We start from the raw sequence: 21,560 nt of genomic DNA, 5'->3' as shown, positions 1-21,560 counted from the left end.
CGCATCACCGGAGGTCCTCCACCGTGCGTACGCTCGCTCTCGCCTCGGCCCTCGTCTTCGCCTGCACGGTGTCCGTCCGAGCGCAGGCCCCCGCACCCTCGGCGGCTCAGACCGCGCAGCGGGATCGGATGAAATCCTGCAACGTGGATGCTGGGACGCAACGGCTGTCGGGCGCCGCCCGCAAGAGCTTCATGGCAGATTGCCTCGCGGGAAAGAGCGCCGCGCCGGCCAAGGAGCTGACGCCGCAGCAGATGAAGATGAAGAGCTGCAATGCGGATGCCTCGGCCAAGAGCCTCAAGGGCGCCGAGCGCAAGGCGTTCATGAGCACGTGCCTCAGAGGTTAGTCGCCTGCGCCCATACCGCGTCCCTGTTCGGCTTCTGACCAATGTCAGGGCTGCGTGAAACGGATGCCGTTCGAGATACCGACCGATCTCGGGCGTCCTGAACGTCACTCGGGCTTCCACGAAGCGGTCGACGTCCCCCTCACTCTCCCCCCGCTCCGTCGCGGAACGGTTTTGCCAGCCTCGCCGTAACTGACCCATCGAGCCGCGACGGCGCGGGTCAGATGGCCGAGGCGGTCCCAGCATGAAGCGCGCTCCCTTCCGCATCCTGATCCGCATCGAGGGCGATCGGCGCGTCCTGCGCGCGACCTCGGAGCGCGAGGCGGCGCTCAAGGCCGAATCCGTTCTCCGGCGCTACGACGTCCTGCCCGGCGGCGCCGGCCTCATCATCGAAGCGTCGGACACCCGGGCGAGCGCGCGCATCGCGGCCTATCTGGCCGACGTTGCGCTCGAGATGGAAATCGCGTGATCGGCCTCCGAGGATGACGGTCTCGGACAGCGCGGTCCCCTACGTGCTGGGCGCTGCGGCGGTGCGCTCGGTCGAGGTCATCGACGGCGGCGGCACACTGGCGATCCGATTGCGGTCGCCCGACGACAGTGAGTTCTGCGTCCTGCTGCCGATCGGTGTCGTGGGCGACCTCCTCTTTCAACTCGCGGATGTGATGAGCGTCAGCCTTGACCCACGCCCATGACCGAGAGGATGCCCACCTGGGCGAAGGGGATGACCCGGTGCTCGACGCGGTCGCCGTGCTTCGGTGCCGCGGGTACACGGTCGAGCCGGATGACGACTGCGCGCGCTGGCGGATCGACGGTGCTGACTGGATCACGCTCAGCGACCTGTTCGCGCGGGCTCTGCGGCTCGGCTTGAGAGACGGGCCGGGACGCGCGCAGTAATCCCCGGCCAGACCCGGAGTTGGACCGCTGAGGGATCGACCGGCGGGATCAAACACCTAGTTGATCAGGCAGAAGCCGGCTTCCGCCCTGTCGACGCCGCCGACGCGCCTCCCGGTCTCGCAACTCGGGGCGACGGCGCGCACCGCTTGGACACGCGGCGTTTCGGGCGGCGGGCGGAGGAGGGTGGGCTGTGGCCGAAGCTCCGGCTCGCGCGCTTCGGCCGGCATGTTCGCCACCGCTGCCGCGGCCGCCGCAGGAACGGCCGCAACGATGGGGGCCGGCGCGATCGCGATGATGGGACGGTAGCCGGCACGGCCGCTCGGGGCCGTGTCGGTCGCGGCGACAGACGGAGGCGACGCGGGTCGCTGCGCCGTCGACGACCGCCCGAAGAACAGACGCCCGCGCCCGCGCGCCTCGACGGTGTCGATGCTACCCACAAGTGTAGAGAACGCCACACCTGCCACCAGCCACGCGCGCATGATGTCCCCCACCGCACGCGAGGAGTATGGCATCGAACCAATTCAATAGTGCTGCCATGACCTTTCAAATTCGATTGATTTGATGAATGCAGAGCGCGGGATTTCCGCGCGCCTGACCTGTCAGCACCGAGCCGCGATCGACCGGACAACGCTGTCCTTCAGCAAGAGCGGCTCCCGGCGCGTCGATGACCGATTGCGCCGTGCACCGTCTGCCGTGTCGCGTGCTGAGCCGACCGATACGGTGTGGCCGCGCAGCCGGGAGGACACGCCCCCGCGGCAAGTCTCGCGGGCAGGACTTCCGGGCACGACCCACCGGCAAGCCTTCTTACGCCCCCCGGACCCGCGGCGCCGGAGACCGGGGCCGAGACAGCCGGACGTCAGGTACCGGGGCGGCCCAACCAACGACACCCTGGAGCCGCACCGCCCGGCGGGCCGCGCCGTGCCGGAGGGCCGGATGAGAACGGTGACTCCACCCGTTCTCGATCGAGGGCCCGTCGCCCGCCGGATCTCCTGCCCGTGTTTCGACGCCGCAAGACTTCTCCGACCGACGCGTCGCCCGGCGCCGGTTCAAGTCCCGCCGCGGGGCAACTCGCGGTGTCGGGCGTGAGCCGACGCTACGGCCGGACGCTGGCGCTGGACAACGTGTCGCTGACGCTCGGTCCGGGCGAGATCCTGGCGGTGCTCGGCGCCTCCGGCTGCGGGAAGAGCACGCTGCTGCGGCTCATCGCCGGCCTGGACGCGCCGGACGCGGGCGAGATCGCCTTCGGCGATCGCCGCGTCGCCGGGCGCGGCCGCAACGCGCCGCCCGCGAGCCGCGGCGTGGGCCTGATGTTCCAGGACTACGCGCTGTTTCCCCACCTCACCGTGCTGGCCAATGTCCGCTTCGGCCTCGCCCATCTCCGCGGCGCGGACGCGCGGGACATCGCCCGCGAGCGCCTCGATCAGGTCGGGCTGGCACACCGCGCCGACAGCTATCCGGGCACGCTGTCGGGCGGAGAGGCGCAGCGGGTGGCGCTCGCCAGGGCCCTGGCCCCGCGTCCGCGGGTGCTGCTCCTCGACGAGCCGTTCTCGAACCTCGATGCCGGCACCCGCGAGCGTGTCCGCGCCGACACCCTGGCGGTCCTGCGGCGGGACGGCATCGGCGCGATCCTCGTCACGCACGACGCGGCCGAGGCGGTCGCCTGCGCGGACCGCATCGTCCTGATGCACCGGGGTCGGATCGTCCAGAGCGGCAGCGCCGAGGCGCTGTACGCCGCGCCGGCGACGCCGTTCGCCGCCCGGGCGCTCGGCGAGATCATCGAGATTCCGGGCCGCGCCGTCGACGGCCACGTCGCGACACCCCTCGGCACGCTGCCCCGGCCCGACGCCGTGCCGGAGGGCGCGGTCCAAGTCTGCCTGCGCCCGGAGGCGATCCGCCTCGGGCCGGCGGGCGCCGGGGTGCCGGCCAGGATCCTGGGCCGGGCCTTCGCGGGGCCGCGTCTGCGCCTGGACATCGCGGTCGCGGGCCTCGGCGCGCCGCTGCGCCTCGACCTCCCGCCGGAGGAAGTCCCGGGCGAGCAGGTCGGCATCGAGCTGCTGCCCGGGCGCGCCCACGTCTTCCCGCTGCCGGACGGAGTCCAAGTGTTGTCAGATTGTAATTAGAATATATCTAAATAAATCCGCCTTGCAGGGCGCATTCTTACTGTATAGCACCGGCTCGTCGCTCGACGAACGGGGTTTATCATGTTGGACGTCTGCAGAACCGGAGCCTGGGCGAGCCTGTGCCTGTCTCTCTGCTTCGGCGGACCGGCCTACGCGGCCGAGGTCAACCTCTACACCACCCGCGAGCCGGGCCTGATCCGGCCGCTGCTCGACGCCTACACGGCGCAGAGCGGCGTCACCGTGAACACGGTCTTCGTGGAGAAGGGGCTGGCCGAGCGGGTCGCCGCGGAGGGCGCGCGCTCGTCCGCCGACGTCCTCATGACGGTCGATATCGGCAACCTGATCGAACTCGTCGACCGCGACCTGACCCAGCCGGTGCGCTCGCCCGTGCTCGAAGCGGCCGTGCCGGCGCCCCTGCGCGGCGCCGACGGGCGCTGGTTCGCCCTCTCGATGCGCGCGCGCGTGCTCTACGCCGACACGGGCCTGAACGATCTTGCGGCCGCGACCTACGAATCGCTCGCCGACCCGCGCTGGAAGGGCAAGGTGTGCCTGCGCTCGGGCCAGCATCCCTACAACACCGCCCTGATCGCCGCCTTCCTCGTCCGCCACGGCGCGGAGAAGACGGAGGCGTGGCTGCGGGGCGTGAAGGACAACCTCGCCCGCAAGGCGACGGGCGGCGACCGGGACGTGGCCCGCGACATCGCGGCCGACCTCTGCGAGGTGGGCCTCGGCAATTCCTACTATGTCGGACTGATGCGCTCGGGTCGCGGCGGGGCGGACCAGCAGAAATGGGGCGCGGCCATCAAGGTCGTGCTGCCGACCTTCGAGGGCGGGGGCACGCACGTGAACGTGTCGGGGGCGGTCGTCGCCAAGAACGCGCCGAACCGCGACCAGGCGGTCAAGCTCCTCGAGTACCTCGTCTCCGACGCCGCGCAGGCGCTCTACGCCAAGGTCGACTACGAGTATCCGGTGAAGGCCGGCGCCCCGATCGAGCCGCTGCTCGCGGAACTCGGTCCGCTGAGCGTCGATCCGACGCCGCTCGTCGAGATCGCCCGCAACCGCAAGGCGGCGAGCCTGCTCGTCGACAAGGTCGGCTTCGACAACTGAGTTCGAGCCGGGCCGGATGTCGGTGACCCGCTCTCTGGGCTGGGCGGGGGCGGTCGCCCTGGCGGCGCTGCTGCTCGCGCCCGTGATCTCCCTGGGCTTCACGGCGTCCGAGGGCGGCGGCGAGCTGTGGCCGCACCTCGCCGCCTACGTGCTGCCGCAGGCGATCCGCGACACCGCCCTGCTGCTCGCGGGCGTCGGCCTCCTGGTGATCGGGCTCGGGACCGCGACGGCGTGGCTGGTCGCGGCGTTCGACTTCCCCGGTCGGCGCCTCCTCGAGGCCGCCCTGCTGCTGCCGCTGGCGATGCCGACCTACGTGGTCGCCTACGCCTATCTCGACCTGCTGCACCCGCTCGGGCCGTTCCAGGTCGGGCTGCGGGGCCTGCTCGGCCTGTCGAGCCCGCGCGATCTCGCCCTGCCGGACCTGCGCTCGCTGCCGGGCTGCAGCCTGCTGCTCGGCTTCGTGCTCTACCCTTACGTCTATCTGCCGACCCGCGCGCTGTTCCTGATGCAGGCCGGCTCGCTGCTGGAAGCCGCGCGCACGCTCGGGGCCGGACCGTGGCGCAGCTTCCTGCGGATCGCCCTCCCGCTCGCGCGGCCGGCGATCGCCCTCGGCACCGGCCTCGCCCTGATGGAGGCGCTGAACGATGTCGGCGCGGCCGAGTTCCTGGGGGTGCGCACGCTGACGGTGCAGGTCTACGCCACCTGGGTGAACCGCTCGGACCTGCCCGGCGCCGCGCAGATCGCGCTGGTGATGCTGGCCGCGGTGGTCGCGGTCGTCGGCCTCGAACGGCTCGCGCGGGCCGGCCGCGGCTATGCCGGGGGCGCCCGCCGCCACACGGCCGGCGCGCGCCGCCGGCTGGACGGCTGGCGGGCCGGGGCGGCCCTGGCCCTGGGCACGGCCCCCGTCGCGATCGGATTCCTGGTGCCGGCGGGCTCTCTCGGCCTCGAGGCGTGGCGCCGGATCGACGCGAGCGGCTTGCCCGACACGCTCGCCGCCCAGGCCCTCAACACGGTCTACTACGCGGGCCTCGCCACGGCGGTGACGGTGCTGGCGGGCCTGGCGGTGGCGGCCGTTCCCTCCCTGCTGAGCGCCCGGGCCGGGCGCCTGCTCATCGGCGCGGCCGGGATCGGCTACGCCATGCCCGGGACCGTGCTGGCGGTCGGGCTCCTGGGTCCTCTGGCGCTGGTCGAGGCCGGGTTGTTCGAGGCCGGCCTGACGACCGCACGGGTGGGACTCGGGACCGGCGCCGCCCTCGTCATCGCCTACGCCCTGCGCTTCCTGACCGTCACGGTGGGCGCCAGCGAGGCCGGCTTCGCGCGGATCCCGCGCACCATCCCCGACGCCGCGCGGGTGCTCGGGCGGGGTCGGCTCGCCACGCTGGTCACCGTGCAGCTGCCGCTGGCCTGGCCCGCGGTGCTGAGCGGCGGCCTCCTCGCCTTCGTCGACATCGCCAAGGAACTGCCGGTGACGCTGCTCCTGCGTCCCCTCAACGTCGAGACGTTGAGCACGCATCTCTACGGCGAGGCGGCGCGCGGCACGTACGAGGACGGCGCCGTCGCCGCCGTGCTCATCGTGATGATCGGTCTCCTCCCGGTGACGCTCCTGCTCAGGCTCGACCGGAACGTGATCGGGCCGGGACGGTTGGCCGGGGAAGAGCCGCGGACCGGCCGGGGATAGGCCGGGGAGAGGTCGGGGAGAGGTCGGGGATCGCCCGCCCTTCGCGCCGCCCGCTCCCCGCGCCGGTATCCGGCCCGCGCCGCGCGCCCGTCTCCGCGTCGCGGGCCTCGGCGGTCAGGCGACGGTCGGCACGATCCCGCCCTCGACCCGGAGCGCAGCGCCGTTGGTCGCGGCGGCGAGGGGACTCGCCAGGTAGGCGATCATGGCGGCGACCTCGTCCGGCTCGATCAGGCGCTGGATCAGCGACAGCGGCCGATGGAGCCGGAAGAACTCCGCCTCCATCGCCTCGGGCGACAGGTCGGGATCGGAGGCGACACTCTTCAGGAAATCGCCGATCCCGTCGGAGCGCGTGGGCCCGGGCAGCACCGTGTTCACGGTGACGCCGCTGCCCTTGGTGAGCTGGGCGAGTCCGCGGGCGATCGTCAGCTGGGCCGATTTGGTCACGGCGTAGTGGATCATGTCGGGCGGCGGCACGATCCCGGACTCGCTCGAGACGAACAGGACGCGCCCCCAGCCGCGCGCCTGCATCCCCGGGAGATAGGCCTGCGCGAGCCGGGCCCCCGACACGACGTTGACCGCGAACAGGCGGTGCCAGTCGTCGTCGGCGATGTCCGGGAAGGCCTTGGCCTCGTAGATCCCGAGATTGTTGACGAGGATGTCGACCGCGGGGGCCGCGCGCACGAGCGCGGCAGCGCCCTCGGCCGTGGCGGGATCGGCCAGGATCGCGCGCGCGCGGCCCGCCGCGGCGACCGCGGCCGCGGCCGCGTCGAGCTTGGCCTGCTGGCGCCCCGCGATGATGACCTCCGCGCCCTCCGCGGCCAGCCGTTTGGCCACGGCGAGACCGATCCCGGCGGTCGAGCCGGTGACCAGGGCGCTTCGTCCCGTGAGCTGAAGATCCATGACGGTTCGTCCTCGTTGCCGTGTCGGTCCCGAGGAGATGGACGGCCGCCGGATTGCTGAGTAGCAGGCATCGCGGCACGATGATCGTGACTTCGATGCACGAGTGGCGGCGCGATGGACAACCGGCTCGGGGACATGGAGGCGTTCCTCCAGGCGACGCGGTGCGGCAGCTTCGCGGCAGCCGCCAAGGCCCTGCGGCAAACCCCCTCCGCCGTGAGCCGGGCCGTCGCCCGCCTCGAGGCGCGCCTCGGGGTCGCGCTGCTCCGGCGCACGACCCGATCCCTGACCCTGACCCCGGAAGGCGAGGCCTATCGCGAGCGGGCCGCCGAGCTGATGGCGGAACTCGACGCGATGGAGCGGGGCCTCACCCAGACCGCCGCCGAGCCGAGCGGGCGGCTTCGGGTGAACGCCTCGGTCCCGTACGGGACCCACGTCGTCCTGCCGGTCCTGCCGCGCTTTCTCGCGCAGCACCCGCGGATGAGCCTGGATCTCGCCCTGACCGACGAGGTGATCGACCTGCCCGCCACGCAGGCGGACGTCGCGATCCGGATCGGCCCACTCCGCGACACCCGCCTGCGGGCCCGACGCCTCGGGCGCAGCCGGATGATCGTGGTCGCCGCCCCCGCCTATCTCGCGCGGGAAGGTGTCCCGGAGCATCCCGACGGCCTCGCGGCGCACAATTGCCTCAACTTCAGCTTCCGCCGCTCCCTCGATACCTGGCCGTTCCGCGTCGGAGCCGGTCTCAACCAGCGGCCGATCCAGGGGAATTTCTACGGCAATTCCGGCGAGGTGGTGCGCCTGATGGCGCTCGGCGGCGCCGGGATCGCCCGCCTTGCCCGGTTCCATGTGGCGGCCGATCTCGCGGCCGGTCGGCTCGTGCCGGTGCTGGAGGCGTTCAACCCCGGCGATGCCGAGGACGTCCACGTCCTCTATGTCGGCCACGCGCGCTTGGCGCTGCGCATCCGAAGCTTCGTCGATTTCCTCGCCGCCCACGCGACGGTGGAGGAATGACATCGGCGCGGCAGACGCTTCACGAGCGATGCCTCGACTGCAGTAATATTTATTTTCATTGCTCGAAGACGCGCAATATTTGAGACGCTTGGGTCCTGAACAGGATCAGATCCGGCGACGGAGAGGCCGGCTCGCGGTCCGGGCGCTGGAACCGAGCGTCGCCGAGCCCGTCATACGCGGCCCGACCTCGGTGCAGCGCGCGCGTGCGCGCGACCCCGAACCGCTCTGGCAGCCATCGTCCGCTCTGAGTGCTAACCGACTGAGATCGCGGGCGATTCGGCGTTTGTTAACAGCTCAGCCGGCAACTTTCTTGCTTCGTCGTGGGTCACTCTCACGATGCGCGCAGGAGGGGCCGCCATGAGCGTTTCGACCGCCTTCCGTCGTCAGCTGGAAGGCTACAGCCTGACGACAGCCGAGATCCTGTATCACCTGCCCGACCATCCCCACCTGCTCCAGACCTTCATCTGGCAGCAGCACGATCTCTTCCCCGTCTTCCCGGAGCTGAAGCGCTTCCTGGCCTTCTGGCAGGGCGCCCTCGATGGGCCGCTGCATTCGGTGAAGGTGGCCCACAGCCGCCTGATCAGGCCCGCGGAATTGCGGGCCGTCGGCAGCGAGTTTCACCTCCACTGACGCCGGGGGCGGGAGCCGAGCTTTCCGCGGACCCGCGCGGTAAGCGCGATCGCGATGGTCGCGGAGATCGCGGAGATCGCCTGCGCCGGCCGGATGCGGGCGCAGGATCCGCGCTCAGATCTCGCCGCGACTCATCCGCTTGGCGATGTGGTCCGCCTGCCGCAGGGCCAGCGCGACGATGGTGAGGGTCGGATTCTCCGCGGCGCCGGTCGTGAACTGGGAGCCGTCCGAGACGAACAGGTTCTCGACATCGTGGGCTTGGCCGAAGCGGTTGACGACGCCGTCCCGGGGCTTCTCGCTCATGCGGTTCGTGCCGAGGTTGTGCGTCGACGGATAGGGCGGGGTGCGGATGGTGCGGACCGCGCCGACGGCCTCGTAGAGGGCGCTGCCCTGCCTGTAGGCGTGCTCGCGCATCGCCTCGTCGTTGGGATGGTCGGCGAAATGGACCGACGCGACCGGCATCCCGTAGGCATCCGTGTCGTCCGACAGGGTGATGCGGTTGTCGGAACAGGGCATGTCCTCGCCCACGATCCAGAGGCCCGCCATGTTCCGGTACTTGTCGAGGGCGCCGGTGAAGTCGCGGCCCCACGTCTGCGGGTCGAGGAACGCCGCCATGAAGGGCAGGCCCAGGGAGAGCGTCTCGAGCTCGTAGCCGCCGACGAAGCCGCGGCTCGGATCGTGCCGGGCCTCGTCGCGCACGATGCCGGCCATCGTGGTGCCGCGGTACATGTGGACCGGCTTCTCGAAGATGGCGTAGACCGAACCGGTCGTGTGGCGCATGTAGTTGCGCCCGACCTGCCCCGACGCGTTGGCCAGACCGTCGGGGAACTTCGCCGAGTGCGAATTGAGGAGCAGCCTCGGGCTCTCGATGGAGTTGCCGGCCACGGCGACGGCCCGCGCTCTCTGCCGGTGCTCGACGCCGTCCTTGTCGGCGTAGACCACGCCGGTGACCTTGCCGCCGGGATCGTGCTCGATCCGCAGCACCTGGCAGCCCGAACGGACCTCGAGCCGGCCCGTGGCCTCGCCCTTCGGGATCTCCGCGATGAGCGTCGACCACTTCGCGCCCGACTTGCACCCCTGGAAGCAGAAGCCGAGCTGCATGCACGCGGCGCGGTCGTCGCGCGGCTCGGAGTTGATGGCCATCCGGCCGGTATGCACCTCCGTGTAGCCGATCTTGCGGGCGCCGGCCTCGAGCACCTTGAAGTTGTTGTTGCCCGGCAGGCCCGGGATGCCGTTGGTGCGCGTGACGCCCATCCGGTTCTCGGCCATGGCGTACCAGGGGTCCATCTCCGGGAGGTCGACGGGCCAGTCGAGGAGGTTGGCCCCCTTCACGGCGCCGTAATGCGTGCGCGTCCTGAACTCGTGCTCCTGGAAGCGCAGCGACGCGCCCGCCCAGTGCACGGTCGAGCCGCCGACGGCCTTCACGATCCAGGCCGGCAGGTTGGGGAACGTCTTGGCGATCGGCCACGGCCCGGTGGCGTGCCGCTTGTCCTTCCAGGCGAGCTGGGCGAACGAATCCCACTCGTCGTTGACGAAGTCGAAGGTCTCGTGCCGGTCGCCCGCCTCGAGGATGACGGTGTCGATGCCCTTGAGCGCGAGCTGGGTCCCGAGGGTCCCGCCGCCGGCGCCCGAGCCGACGATGACGAAGACGGAGCCGTCGCTGAGGTCGTAGGGAGCTGACATGGTTTCCTCCTGCCGCGGATCGGCCCCGTCCCGTCTTCGCGCGGGATGGTCGGACCGAGCGGTGAATGCGTGTCGCGCGCGGCCGTCGGCGCGGGCGCCGGGCCGCCGTCAGAGCCAGTCGATGTCGTCGAAGCCGCGCTCCAGGTAGCCGCCCTTGTCGAAGGAGGCGCCCTCGTAGCCGAAGATCGGCCACAGCTCCTTCTGGTTGTAGAGACCGACGATGAGGTTGGCCCGCACCTTCTGGAAGAACGGGGTCGGCTCGATGGTCTCGAGGAGGGCTGCCCGGTCCGTATCCTGCGGAACCTTGGCGTAGGGCAGGCGGTGCCTCTCGACGGCCGCCCGGTTGAGCGCGGCCATCCCGTCCTCGAGGAGCGTCAGTTCTCCTGGAGCGGTCCGCGCCGCGTCGTCGAGGATCTGCACCGCGGCGGCGTAGTACCTGTCGGCGACGCGGTCGTGCGGGTAGCAGTCGCGCGACATCTGCACGAGCGAGGCGAAGGTCTCGGGCTTCGTCGCCTTCGGCATCTGCGCCCAGGCCCGCCCGGTCACGCTGCCGTCCGGCATGACCGCGACCGCGAGCAGCGTCGAGCCCGCGGCGCCCAGGAAGCCGCGGCGGGACAGTTGTGCGCCCGTCTCCTGCATCCTCATCCCGTCCTCCCCTGTCCGTGTCGGTCGTGCCGGTGCCGCGGCGGCCGATGGCGGGCCGTCGCGGGTCATCAGGCGAAGCGCCAACCGCGGGCGAGCACCTCGATCTTGTGCTCGTCCGGGTCGTCGATGAAGCAGGAGCGCGCCGTGCCCCGGGCGGCCCCCACGCCCAGGCCGCAGGCGCCGTCGTGGCCCGTGTTGACCGTCAGCTCCGACGCGAGACCGGACGCGGCATGCGCGAGATCGATCGGGGTGAAGGTTTCGAAGCCGGGCCGGTCGGCGGTGTCGAGGCGGAAGGTGGCCCGGTAGAAACGCGCGGAGCGCGCCGCGTCCCGGACCCGGATCATCGCGGGGATCCGCTCGGGCATGTCGGACATGTCGCGCATGATCCCCCCTGTCGAGGCCCGAGGCCGACGGCCCCGAGGGGTCCCGCCGAGCGGAAACTTAGAGCCGCTCCAGCGTGCGGTGGTAGTATCATGCTACTGCGGAGCGGGCCCGCGACGATCCGCGGAGCGCGTTATGCCAGAGCCCGGAAGGCAGTGGAAACGGGCGCGCGCTGCATTATTCTTCCTCATCCCGGGGAAGCGCGGGCGGTCGCCGCGGGTGAGCGGCGCGGATCGCAGGGGTGGACATGTGCAATCTGTACTCGGGGATGCCGTCCGCCGACTACGAGGGCGAGACCCGCTCCATCCGGCTCGGCGGACACTCGACCTCGATCAGGATCGAGGTGATGTTCTGGAACGTGCTCGAGGACATCGCCGCCGCTCAGGGCATGACCCTTCCGCGCCTCGTGACGCTTCTCTACGACGAAGTGCTCGCTCTCCACGGTGAGGCACGCAATTTCGCCTCGCTCCTGCGGTGCGCGTGCCTGAGGCACCTCGAGATGAAGGCGGACCGCCTCGCCTCGGCGCAGCGGCGCGCCGTGGAACAGCGCGGCAGGGTCGCGGGGGACGTCGATGGCGCCCTGGACCGGATCGACGACCGTGACGTCGGCGTCGGACACGTCGCGCGGACCGCGCGCGCCCTGCGCGGCGACGCGGTCCGGCCGCGCGATGCCCGCGGCGAGGGCTGAGGCGCGTCCCCCCCGGCATGGCCGATGCAGAGGGCTGGCGCGGTCGGCCGCTCCGGCCCCGATGAACGGATACCCGACATGCCGCTGCAGGAAGCCCCGAGGTCGCCCATCCGCGGCGGTCGCATCGCGATCGCCGGCCTCGGCACCGTCGGGCTGGCCGTGGCGCGCGCTCGATGCGGGCGCCATATCGGGGCTGAGGCTGACCGCCGTCGCGGTTCACGATGCCGCCAGAGCCCGGGCCGCCCTCGCGGCGCTCGCGGAGCCGCCGGAGGTCGTCACCGCGTTCGACGCCCTGGAGCCGCGGGCCGACATCGTGCTGGAATGCGCGCCGTCCCAGCATCTCCCGGCGATCGTGCGGCCCTTCGTGGCGGCGGGGAAGACCGCGATCGTGCTGAGCTGCGGCGCGCTCCTCGATCACGAGGACCTCGTGGCGACGGCCCGCGCCCACGGCGGTCAGATCGTCGTCCCGACCGGCGCGCTGCTCGGCCTCGACGCCGTGACGGCCGCCGCGGAGGGTACTATCCGCACGGTGCGGATGATCACCCGCAAGCCCGTGCGCGGCCTCGTCGGCGCGCCCTACCTCGCGGAGAACGGCATCGAGATCGGCGGCATCACCGAGCCGATGCGCATCTTTGCCGGCAGCCCCCGCGAGGCGGCCCGCGGCTTCCCGGCGAATTTCAACGTCGCGGTCGCGCTCTCGCTGGCCGGCATCGGTCCCGACCGGACCGAGCTCGAGATCTGGGCCGACCCCGGCCTGGAGCGCAACACGCACCGCATCGAGGTGGAGGCCGACGCCGCGCGCTTCGCGATGACATCGAGAACGTCCTGACCGACGAGAACCCCCGCACGGGCCGCATCACGGCCCTGTCGGTCATCGCCTACCTGCGCAAGCTCACAGCCCCGCTCCGGGTCGGAACCTGACAGACCGGACCCGGCCGGCACGGCCCCTGCCGCCGCGCCCCCGCGCCCGGAGCGGTGCCCGGGCGCGGTCGCCTCTCAGAGCCCGGAGCGGTCCGTGACAGCGGCGAGCGGCGCGATCCCGTCCGCCATCGAGCGGGCCACGGCGGCCCCGTCAAGCGCGGGCGGCGCCGGTCGCGGGCCGCGCGGCGAGGTCGAGGCGCGGCCCCGCGGGCTCCGCGCTCACCTCCCGGACGCCACCCGCGATCTCACCCCGCCACTTGGCGACCGCCGCGGTGGCGAGCCCGTTACCGAGGACGTTCGTGACGGTGCGCCCCATGTCGAGGATCTGGTCGATGCCCATGATCAGCAGGATGCCGGCGGCCGGGAGACCGAACATCGGCACGGTGGCGGCGACCACGACCAACGAGGCCCGCGGCACGCCGGCGATGCCCTTGCTCGTCACCATCATGACGAGCAGCATCGTCAGCTGCTCGCCGAAGCCCATGTGAATCCCGAACGCCTGGGCGATGAACAGGGCGGCCATGGCCTGTTACATCATCGAGCCGTCGAGGTTGAACGAGTACCCGAGCGGCAGCACGAACCCGGTCACGCGCGGGCGCACCCCGAAGCGCTCCAGCACCTCGACGGTGCGCGGGAAGGCGGCCTCGCTGCTCGCCGTCGAGAAGGCGAGGATCATCGGGGCGCGCAGCAGGCGCAGCAGCTCCACCACGCGGCGGCCCAGCACGGCCCAGCCGGCACCGATCAGCAGCAGCCAGAGCAGGGACAGGCCCGCGTAGAAGCTGGCGATGAACTTGCCGTAATCGAGAAGGACGCCGAGCCCTTGGACGGTGACGACCGCCGCGATGGCCGCGAAGACGGCGATCGGCGCGAGCCGCATCACCGTGTCGGTGACCCTGAACATCACGCGGGCGAGGCCGTCGAGAAGCTGCACCATCGGCTCGCTGTAGCGCCGGTCGATCGTGCTGAGACCGAAGCCGAAGAAGATCGAGAAGACCAGGATCTGCAGCACCTCGTTGCCGGCCATGGCCGAGACGATGCTGGTCGGGAAGACGTGGACGAGGAAGTCGCGCAGGTTCAGCGAGGCGGCCTTCAGGCCGGTCTGCGCCCCCGCGTCGGGCAGCGGCAGGCCCAGGCCCGCGCCCGGCTGGAACAGGTTCGCGGTCAGGAGCCCGAGGGTGAGCGAGACGACCGAGGCGGTGACGAACCAGCCCATGGCCAGCGCGGCGACCCGGCCGACCGAGCGGGCGTCGCCGAAGCTCGCGATGCCGGCCACGATGGTGGCGAACACGAGCGGCGCGATGATCATCTTGATCAGACGCAGGAAGATGTCGGTCGCGAGGGTGAAGTGCGCCGCGAACGCCTTGGCCTCGTCGGGTCCGGCCGCCAGTCCGTGGAGGACGGCGCCGACGAGGATGCCGAGTGCCAGCCCGAGCCCGATATAGAGCGTGAGCCGGCCCGAGCGCGATGTCGTGGAATCCGGGTCCGTATCGGCGTGCGTCATCCGTTGTCCTCCCATGGGATCGTGTTGTTCGGCGTGCGGGACCCGACCGCTGGCGTCGCGGGCGCGGATCCCGGATTCTGGATCAGGCCCCGGCGACGGCCCGGGCGATGACCGGATCGGGGGCTTGCGGGCGGGTCAGCCGCTCGGGCCGGAGGACCGCGTCGAGCTGCGCGCGGGCCATCAGCCCCTTCTCGAGCACGAGGTCGTAGACGCCGCGGCCGGTCGCGTGCGCCTCCATGGCGACGGCCGTCGCGTTGCGGTAGCCGATATAGGGGTTGAGCGCGGTCACGATCCCGATCGAGTGCTCGACGCTGGCGCGCAGCCGTTCGCGGTTGGCGGTGATGCCCCGCACGCAGTGGAGATCGAGCGTGCGGCAGGCGGCTTCGAGATGCGCGAAGCTGCGGAACAGGCTGTAGGCGATCACGGGCTCGAAGGCGTTGAGCTGCAGCTGGCCGGCCTCGGCCGCGAAGCTGATCGTCACGTCGTTGCCGATCACCTCGAACGCCACTTGGTTCACCACCTCGGGGATCACCGGATTGACCTTGCCGGGCATGATCGAGGAGCCGGCCTGCCGGGCCGGCAGGTTGATCTCGCCGAAGCCCGCGCGCGGACCGCTGGAGAGCAGGCGCAGGTCGTTGCAGGTCTTGGACAGCTTCACGGCCACCCGCTTGAGGACGCCGGACACCTGCACGAAGGCGCCGCAATCCTGGGTTGCCTCGACCAGATCCTCGGCCGTGACGAGCGGGATGCCGGTGATCTCGGACAGCCGCGCGCGGACCGCGGCCGCGTAGAGGGGATGCGCGGTGATGCCGGTCCCGATCGCGGTGGCGCCCATGTTGATCTCGCGGATCAGCAGCTCGGCCTCGCCCAGCCGGGCCTCGTCCTCGCCGAGCATGCGCGCGTAGGTGCCGAATTCCTGGCCGAGCGTCATGGGCACCGCGTCCTGCAGCTGGGTGCGGCCCATCTTGAGCACGTCCGAGAACTCGGCGGCCTTGGCCTCGAAGCTGCCGCGCAGCGACGCCATCGCGGCGACGAGCCGACGGATCGCGCCGATGCCGGCGATCTTGAGGGCCGTCGGGTACACGTCGTTGGTGCTCTGGCCCATGTTGACGTGCTCGTTCGGGTGCAGCTGCCCGTAGGCGCCGCGGGCGTGGCCGAGCAGTTCGAGCGCGCGGTTGGCCACGACCTCGTTGGCGTTCATGTTGGTCGAGGTCCCGGCCCCGCCCTGAATGAGATCGACCACGAACTGATCGTGCAGGCCGCCGGCCCGGATCTCCTCGCAGGCCGCGACGATCGCGTCGCAGCGCGCCGCATCGAGCAGGCCGAGTTCCCGGTTGGCGAGCGCCGCCGCCTGCTTGATCGCCGCGAGCGCCCGGATCAGGTCCGGGCAGGTGGCCAGCGTGGTGCCGGTGATCGGGAAGTTCTCGACCGCGCGCAGGGTATGGATGCCCCAGTAGGCCGCCTGCGGAACCTCGCGGTCGCCCAGGAGGTCGTGCTCGGTGCGGGTCGGGGCGGCGGAAGCGATCTCGGACACGGCTCTCTCCTCGCGCGCGGAAGCGATCCGGCGCGCCGTAGGGCAGGACGGTTGGGCGGACGATTGCGCGTGAGCGACCGGCCCGCGTGAGGGGGCGTCGACGCTCTCGACGGTGCGCGATGAAGGGTCGCCGCCAGTCGCCCCGCCCTCACGGGCGGCCGCGCCTGACCGGCCGGCGTCTGATAGTCCCGGTGCCGGCGGGCCGCCAATGCTAGTTGCGACCAGAACTATTCCGAACCGGAATAGTTCTTCGAATCCGCGGCGGCGGCCGACCAGACGGCCTCTAGGAACGGCCGGGCCCGCTCCGCGCTGCGGTACAGCCGGATCTCCATCGACATCTCGGGGCTGACGATGGCGAGCGCGCCCGCCGCGATCTCGCCGGCCACGAGGCTCCTCGGCAGCCACGCGACCCCGTGTCCCGCGAGCGCCATCGACCGCAGGGCCTCGGCCATCGAGTTCTCGTTCGTGTGGACCGGATAGGTCGCGGGCGCGCCCTCCCGGGCCTGGGCGATGGCGGCGAGCCGGCCCAGGAAGGAGCCGCGGGAATATTGCAGGAGCGGCAGGCGGCCTTCCCGGTCGCGGGGGAGATCCGCCGGCGCCGCCACGGCCACGAGGCTGTCCTGGCCCACGACGAGGCAGGGAAAGCGATCGGGCCCGAGCGGGATCGGGATGCCCGGATGGTGATAGGTCAGCATGAGGTCGTAGCCGCCCTCGACCAGGGCCTGGAGGCAGATGTTGAAGTTCTCCGGCAGCACGCGGCTGCTCATCGCGCCGAGCTCGCCCCGGAGCGTGCCGAGCCAGCGCGGCAGGAAGGAGAGGCAGAGCGAATGCAGGGCAGTGATGGCGACGACGGGCAGGCTCGACCGCTCGCTGCGGTTGCGGAAGTCGGCGCGGCTGAGGGTGAGGAGGCGCACCACCTCCTCGGCGGTCTCGAGGAAGTGGCGCCCGTCCGCCGTGAGGGTGATCGGGTAGGTGCTTCGGTCGAGCAAGGCCGTGCCGAGCCAGACCTCCAGGGAGCGGATGCGGCGGCTGAACGCCGATTGCGTGACGTGACGCGCCTCGGCCGAGCGTGAGAAGCTACGGGTCTCGGCGAGGCTGAGGAAGTCCTCGATCCACTTCAGTTCCATCGCCGGCCGGGCCACGTCCAGGGGTCACGGCCTTGAAACGCAGAAAGGGCGGGCCCGGCAAGCGGGGCGGGCGCGTCCGCGCCGACGCGGTCCGGCGCCCGATCCTGGGCGATCGTGGCCGATCCTGCCGAGAACCGCGCGCGCCGACGGCGCGGCCCGGAGCGGCTCAGAGCGGTCCGCCAGGCGCCCCTCGGACGAAGCGAGGCGGCCCGATCGTGGGCTGCGCGATAAGTCTCAACGCGACGGTGGCCGTCACGACGGCGTCGGAGGAGCGGCGCGGGGCGCTCCCCCGGCAGGCGGGCTCAGGCGAAGTGCGTCGGCAGACTCAGGGCCTGCGCGTAAGTCACCAGCGCGATCGCGCCGCCGATGAGGGTCGCGGCTATGGTAATGCGGTTCGTCCAGGTCATCGTCGTCTCCATCGGGCTCGCGACTGTCGTCGCGGTGTGATCCCGATGTAGGCTCAAGCTTTCAGGCCCGGCGTGTTCCGGAGCACCCGCGCTGACGGCGTTGCCGGAGCGACGGGATCGCCGTGGCCGCCGGCTCGGACCGCGGCCGGCTCGGGGAGCGCCCGACCGAACGGCCCCTCCGGCGGCTCCGCGGCAATCGTGCAGGCGTGCGGCACATCGAACGACACGGCGCAGCGATGTGACCGCGGGGCCTCAGCCGCGGGCGCGGCGGCCCGCGACAGGGTGCTACGTCCTTCGGTCGAGCACCGAGCACCACAAATGATGGCGACGGAAACGCCCGCGCGGGCTCTGCGCCTGGACAGGACTGGTCCGAGTCTGGGTCAGCCTCGGCGGCCGGCCGCAAGATCAGCATGAGCCGGCTGGCCGGGATCCGAGAGCGTCGCAGGACACACATGCAGGAAACACCCCGCAGAGTCGTGATCCGAACGGATCCCGATTTCGAACACGCCGTGATCGGCGGATTCAAGCTGGTCGAAGACGCCTACGCGCGCGGGATCATCTCTTGGATGCGCCGGTGCGCGTTGCGGGACCTGTTGGCGAGCGGCGAGTCCGAGCTGTACGAGAGGCGCACCTATGTGACGCCGCATTCGGACCCGGATGCGATCCAGATCGGCGTCTACTTGGAACCGACTTCGGCCTTCCTGATCGAACTCGGTCTGCTGACGCCGGAGATGACCGCGCCCGAACAGGCCGATTCCGGGGCCGACCGCGAGCGCTAGGGCCCGAGGCGCCGGGACGGAGGCTCCGGCCCGGCGGACGCGGGGTCGTGCAGGGGGCTCGCGGCGCGAGTTGCCCCGCCTCTGTGCTCCGGGCACTGCCCGCTGACGCGGCCGCGCGCGGCGGGGCGCGGCCCCGCGTTTGCCTCGCAGCCTCTCCGAGGGCACCATGCGACGCGACGAGGGTGATGGGCGCACGGTCTCCGATGGCATCCAGCACGAGCGCTCGCCGATGAGGCGCCGCGAGGTCCTCGCCGCCCTGGCCGCCGCCGCGGTCGCGCGGCCCGCCGTCGCGCAGCCCGCCAAGGTTCTGCGCTTCATCCCGGAAAGCGACGTCGCGGTGATCGACCCGATCTGGACGACGGCGACCGTGACGCGCAACCACGGCTACCTCGTTTTCGACACCCTCTACGGCCAGACCGCGGGCTACGAGTTCCAGCCGCAGATGGTCGAGGGCCACGCCGTCGAGGCGGATGGCCGCCTCTGGCGCCTGACCCTGCGCGAGGGCCTGCGCTTCCACGACGGCGCGCCGGTGCTGGCGCGCGACGCGGTGGCGAGCGTGCGCCGCTTCGCCGCCCGCGACGCCTTCGGCCGGGCGCTGATCGACGCCACCGACGAACTCGCGGCGACCTCCGACCGCGTCGTGCAGTTCCGCCTCAAGCGGCCGTTCCCGCTGCTGCCCGCGGCTCTGGGCAAGACCGGCACCTCGATGCCCTGCATCATGCCGGAGCGCCTGGCGAAGACCGACCCGAACACGCAGGTCACCGAGATGGTCGGCTCGGGCCCGTTCCGCTTCAAGGCGGACGAGCGCGTCCCGGGGGCGCTCACCGTCTACGAGCGCTTCGACGGCTACGTGCCCCGCCCGGACGGCGCGGCGAGCTTCACCGCCGGACCGAAGCGGGCCCATTTCGAGCGGATCGAGTGGCGGATCGTGCCCGACGCCTCCACCGCCGCGAGCGCGCTGGCGGCCGGCGAGGTCGACTGGTGGCAGAACCCGACGCCGGATCTGCAGGCGCTGCTCAGGAGCAGATCGGGGATCCGGCTGGAGGTGCTCGATCCGGCCGGCGGCATCGGCTGCCTGCGCTTCAACCACCTGCATCCGCCCTTCGACAATCCCGCGATCCTGCGGGCGCTGCTCGGCGCCATCGACCAGACCGAGTTCATGAGTGCGGTCGCGGGCGACGAGCGCGCCCTGTGGAAGGACCATGTCGGCGTCTTCAGCCCCGAGGCGCCGATGGCGACGCGCGCGGGCACCGACGGGCTGGTCGGCCCCCGCGACTACGCCGCGGTCAGGCGCGCCCTGGCGGAGGCCGGCTACCGGGGCGAGCGCGTCGTCATGCTCGACCCGACCGATTACCCGGCCACCCATCCCCTGGCCCTCGTCGCGGCCGAAGCCTTCCAGAAATGCGGGCTCGCCGTGGACCTCGTCGCGATGGACTGGGGGACCCTGGTGCAGCGCCGGGCGAGCCGCCAGCCCCCGGACAAGGGCGGCTGGAGCACCTTCGTCACCTACCTGAACGGCACCAACAACTTCGATCCCGCCGGCCAGCTCGGCATCCGCGGCAACGGCGACCAGGCCTGGTTCGGATGGCCCCGCGCGCCCCGTCTCGAGGAGCTGCGCGCCGCGTGGTTCACCGCGCCCGATTCTGCGGCGCAGAAGGCGATCTGCGCCGAGATCCAGCGACAGTTCTTCATCGACGTGCCGTACCTGCCGCTCGGCGCCTATTACGAGGCGACAGCCTATCGGGGCCTGACGGGCGTGCGCAACGGCTTCCCGCAATTCTACGATGTCAGGCCGGCCTAGAGCGCTCTGCACCGAAGTGGATACCGGTCCGGCGCAAGAGAGCGCGTCGAAACAGAGGCTTAGAGCCGCGCCCGGTCCTTACGTGGCGCGCCATCCTTCGCCGGGCCGGACCGTCGCCCCGGCGCGCGGCGCCCCGAGGACACCGGAGCCGATGCGCGTCGCCGTCCGGCCTTTCGCGGCCGCGGCGATGCGGGCGCGGTGGCGCGCGCTACATCGGTGCCATGCGGACTGCGCCAGCCTTCTCCTCCCGCCACCTCGACCGCCTCGGCGACCGCCTGACGGCCGATGTCGACAGCGGCGCGATCGCCGGGGCCGACATGCTCGTCGGCGGCGCGGACGGGGCGATCTGGCGACGCACCGTCGGCTACCGCGACCGCGTCGCGCACGCGCCCCTCGGGCCCGACGCGCTCTGGCGCATCTACTCCATGACCAAGGTTGTCGTCTCCGCCGCTACCATGGTGCTCGCCGAGCGCGGCGCACTGCGCCTCGATCAGCCCGTGGCGGCATTCATTCCCGCCTTCGAGCACCTGTCGGTGCTTGATCCGGACGGCGGCCTCAGGCCCGCCAGGGCCAGGCCGACCGTTCAGGATCTCCTGCGCCACACCGCCGGGATCGCCTACGGCTATCTCGGCGACGGGCCGGCGCGGCGCGCCTACGCGGCCGACGGCCTGCTCGCCGAGGATCTCGACAACGCGGCGTTCGCCGACCGGATCGCCCGCCTGCCGCTGGAGCACGAGCCCGGCACGGTGTGGCACTACTCGCACGCCACCGACGTGCTCGGCCGCGTCCTGGAGATCTCGGGCGGCGCGGATCTGCAGCGGGTCCTCGACGCGACCGTGCTCGAGCCGCTCGGCATGGCCGACACGCTGTTCCAGATCTCGGCCGCGATGGGATCACGCGTCGCGCAGCCGCTGCCGCAAGCACCGGGGCAGCGCCCTGTCTTTCACGATCCCGCGCAGCCGCGGCGCGGCCAGAGGGGCAATGGCGGCCTCGTATCGAGCACGGCGGACTGCGCCCGCTTCCTGCGCATGCTTCTCGCCGGCGGCAGTCTCGACGGCGCGCGCGTCCTGGCGCCGGCCAGCGTGCGGCTCATGACCTCGGATCATCTCGGGGCGGCGATCGCGAAGGCCGCCTACTATCCGCCGGGACCGGGCTACGGCTTCGGGCTGGGCGTGGCGGTCCGCCTCGCGGCGGGCGAGGCGCCGTTCCCCGGCAATATCGGCGACTGGTTCTGGAGCGGCGTCGGAGGCACATACTTCTGGGTTGACCCTGTAGAGGGGTTCTTCGCGCTCCTGATGATGCAGACCTCCTCGGCCGACCAGCGCCAGCACTACCGCATGCTGACCCGCACCATGGTCTACGCCGCCCTGGAAGACCGTCGACTGTCCGAGACGTCTCCCTGAGGGACAAGG

At 71.7% G+C, this 21,560-nt stretch carries 19 protein-coding genes and 3 pseudogenes; 14 read left to right on the top strand and 8 right to left on the bottom strand.

Annotation, left to right across the window (positions count from 1 at the left end; translation table 11 throughout):
• Nucleotides 1–23 precede the first annotated feature (23 nt).
• The 4 genes from C4T42_RS27600 (at nucleotide 24) to C4T42_RS27585 (ending at nucleotide 1,235) form a co-directional block, all read left to right on the top strand.
• Nucleotides 24–344 (top strand): PsiF family protein, encoded by a 321-nt coding sequence (locus C4T42_RS27600; RefSeq protein WP_026605361.1) that lies wholly within the window; start codon nucleotides 24–26, stop codon nucleotides 342–344.
• Between the two features lie 241 nt (nucleotides 345–585).
• On the top strand, nucleotides 586–810 hold the full coding sequence (locus tag C4T42_RS27595) for a hypothetical protein (protein ID WP_020095939.1): 225 nt from the start codon (nucleotides 586–588) through the stop codon (nucleotides 808–810).
• A gap of 13 nt (nucleotides 811–823) precedes the next feature.
• Nucleotides 824–1,033 (top strand): hypothetical protein, encoded by a 210-nt coding sequence (locus tag C4T42_RS27590; RefSeq protein WP_020095938.1) that lies wholly within the window; start codon nucleotides 824–826, stop codon nucleotides 1,031–1,033.
• Complete coding sequence (locus C4T42_RS27585) at nucleotides 1,017–1,235, top strand: hypothetical protein (RefSeq protein WP_020095937.1); 219 nt, start codon at nucleotides 1,017–1,019, stop codon at nucleotides 1,233–1,235. Before C4T42_RS27590 ends, C4T42_RS27585 begins: the two co-directional genes overlap by 17 nt.
• A gap of 56 nt (nucleotides 1,236–1,291) precedes the next feature.
• Here the strand turns inward: C4T42_RS27585 and C4T42_RS27580 are convergent, their stop codons facing one another.
• Nucleotides 1,292–1,714: a hypothetical protein gene (locus C4T42_RS27580; protein ID WP_128083460.1), complete on the bottom strand. Its 423-nt coding sequence runs from the start codon at nucleotides 1,712–1,714 to the stop codon at nucleotides 1,292–1,294.
• A gap of 603 nt (nucleotides 1,715–2,317) precedes the next feature.
• Here C4T42_RS27580 and C4T42_RS27575 point away from each other — a divergent pair.
• The 3 genes from C4T42_RS27575 (at nucleotide 2,318) to C4T42_RS27565 (ending at nucleotide 6,140) form a co-directional block, all read left to right on the top strand.
• Nucleotides 2,318–3,355, top strand: a complete 1,038-nt coding sequence (locus C4T42_RS27575; RefSeq protein ID WP_103986244.1) for an ABC transporter ATP-binding protein — start codon at nucleotides 2,318–2,320, stop codon at nucleotides 3,353–3,355.
• 81 nt (nucleotides 3,356–3,436) lie between these two features.
• Nucleotides 3,437–4,462 (top strand): extracellular solute-binding protein, encoded by a 1,026-nt coding sequence (locus tag C4T42_RS27570; RefSeq protein ID WP_020095934.1) that lies wholly within the window; start codon nucleotides 3,437–3,439, stop codon nucleotides 4,460–4,462.
• A gap of 16 nt (nucleotides 4,463–4,478) precedes the next feature.
• On the top strand, nucleotides 4,479–6,140 hold the full coding sequence (locus C4T42_RS27565) for an iron ABC transporter permease (RefSeq protein ID WP_020095933.1): 1,662 nt from the start codon (nucleotides 4,479–4,481) through the stop codon (nucleotides 6,138–6,140).
• Between the two features lie 114 nt (nucleotides 6,141–6,254).
• Here the strand turns inward: C4T42_RS27565 and C4T42_RS27560 are convergent, their stop codons facing one another.
• Nucleotides 6,255–7,040, bottom strand: coding sequence for an SDR family oxidoreductase (locus C4T42_RS27560; protein ID WP_020095932.1), 786 nt, complete (start codon nucleotides 7,038–7,040; stop codon nucleotides 6,255–6,257).
• 114 nt (nucleotides 7,041–7,154) lie between these two features.
• Here C4T42_RS27560 and C4T42_RS27555 point away from each other — a divergent pair, with 114 nt between their 5' ends.
• Complete coding sequence (locus C4T42_RS27555; protein WP_020095931.1) at nucleotides 7,155–8,051, top strand: LysR family transcriptional regulator; 897 nt, start codon at nucleotides 7,155–7,157, stop codon at nucleotides 8,049–8,051.
• A 357-nt stretch (nucleotides 8,052–8,408) separates the two neighbouring features.
• Nucleotides 8,409–8,681 (top strand): usg protein, encoded by a 273-nt coding sequence (locus C4T42_RS27550; protein ID WP_020095930.1) that lies wholly within the window; start codon nucleotides 8,409–8,411, stop codon nucleotides 8,679–8,681.
• A 114-nt stretch (nucleotides 8,682–8,795) separates the two neighbouring features.
• Here the strand turns inward: C4T42_RS27550 and C4T42_RS27545 are convergent, their stop codons facing one another.
• The 3 genes from C4T42_RS27545 to C4T42_RS27535 form a co-directional block, all read right to left on the bottom strand.
• Nucleotides 8,796–10,364: a GMC family oxidoreductase gene (locus C4T42_RS27545; protein ID WP_020095929.1), complete on the bottom strand. Its 1,569-nt coding sequence runs from the start codon at nucleotides 10,362–10,364 to the stop codon at nucleotides 8,796–8,798.
• Nucleotides 10,365–10,472: 108 nt separating this feature from the next.
• On the bottom strand, nucleotides 10,473–11,009 hold the full coding sequence (locus C4T42_RS27540) for a twin-arginine translocation pathway signal (protein WP_042672325.1): 537 nt from the start codon (nucleotides 11,007–11,009) through the stop codon (nucleotides 10,473–10,475).
• Nucleotides 11,010–11,077: 68 nt separating this feature from the next.
• The gene (locus C4T42_RS27535; RefSeq protein ID WP_020095927.1) at nucleotides 11,078–11,383 is read right to left on the bottom strand and encodes a hypothetical protein; all 306 of its coding nucleotides are present in this window, start codon (nucleotides 11,381–11,383) and stop codon (nucleotides 11,078–11,080) included.
• Between the two features lie 254 nt (nucleotides 11,384–11,637).
• On the opposite strand from C4T42_RS27535, the pseudogene C4T42_RS32555 reads away from it, so the two are divergent.
• A pseudogene (locus C4T42_RS32555) lies at nucleotides 11,638–11,877 on the top strand (ribbon-helix-helix domain-containing protein); the annotation flags it as partial.
• A gap of 279 nt (nucleotides 11,878–12,156) precedes the next feature.
• Nucleotides 12,157–12,999, top strand: a pseudogene (locus tag C4T42_RS27525) (aspartate dehydrogenase).
• 151 nt (nucleotides 13,000–13,150) lie between these two features.
• On the opposite strand, the pseudogene C4T42_RS27520 reads toward C4T42_RS27525, so the two are convergent.
• From C4T42_RS27520 to C4T42_RS27510, 3 genes and pseudogenes are all read right to left on the bottom strand, one after another.
• Nucleotides 13,151–14,500, bottom strand: a pseudogene (locus C4T42_RS27520) (dicarboxylate/amino acid:cation symporter).
• A gap of 82 nt (nucleotides 14,501–14,582) precedes the next feature.
• Nucleotides 14,583–16,034: an aspartate ammonia-lyase gene (gene aspA, locus C4T42_RS27515; RefSeq protein WP_020095924.1), complete on the bottom strand. Its 1,452-nt coding sequence runs from the start codon at nucleotides 16,032–16,034 to the stop codon at nucleotides 14,583–14,585.
• 227 nt (nucleotides 16,035–16,261) lie between these two features.
• Nucleotides 16,262–17,161, bottom strand: coding sequence for a LysR substrate-binding domain-containing protein (locus C4T42_RS27510; protein ID WP_020095923.1), 900 nt, complete (start codon nucleotides 17,159–17,161; stop codon nucleotides 16,262–16,264).
• Nucleotides 17,162–18,020: 859 nt separating this feature from the next.
• Between C4T42_RS27510 and C4T42_RS27505 the strand changes: the two genes are divergently transcribed.
• From C4T42_RS27505 to C4T42_RS27495, 3 genes are all read left to right on the top strand, one after another.
• The gene (locus C4T42_RS27505; protein ID WP_128083354.1) at nucleotides 18,021–18,347 is read left to right on the top strand and encodes a hypothetical protein; all 327 of its coding nucleotides are present in this window, start codon (nucleotides 18,021–18,023) and stop codon (nucleotides 18,345–18,347) included.
• Between the two features lie 229 nt (nucleotides 18,348–18,576).
• On the top strand, nucleotides 18,577–20,148 hold the full coding sequence (locus C4T42_RS27500; RefSeq protein WP_026605358.1) for an ABC transporter substrate-binding protein: 1,572 nt from the start codon (nucleotides 18,577–18,579) through the stop codon (nucleotides 20,146–20,148).
• A gap of 221 nt (nucleotides 20,149–20,369) precedes the next feature.
• Nucleotides 20,370–21,551 (top strand): serine hydrolase domain-containing protein, encoded by a 1,182-nt coding sequence (locus C4T42_RS27495; protein WP_103986242.1) that lies wholly within the window; start codon nucleotides 20,370–20,372, stop codon nucleotides 21,549–21,551.
• The last annotated feature ends 9 nt before the right edge of the window (nucleotides 21,552–21,560 follow it).

It is taken from the genome of Methylobacterium sp. 190mf (assembly GCF_900107945.1).
In the GTDB taxonomy this organism is placed as follows: domain Bacteria; phylum Pseudomonadota; class Alphaproteobacteria; order Rhizobiales; family Beijerinckiaceae; genus Methylobacterium.
Note: the sequence above shows the minus strand (reverse complement) of the source record. Positions and strands in the feature narration are given on the sequence as shown.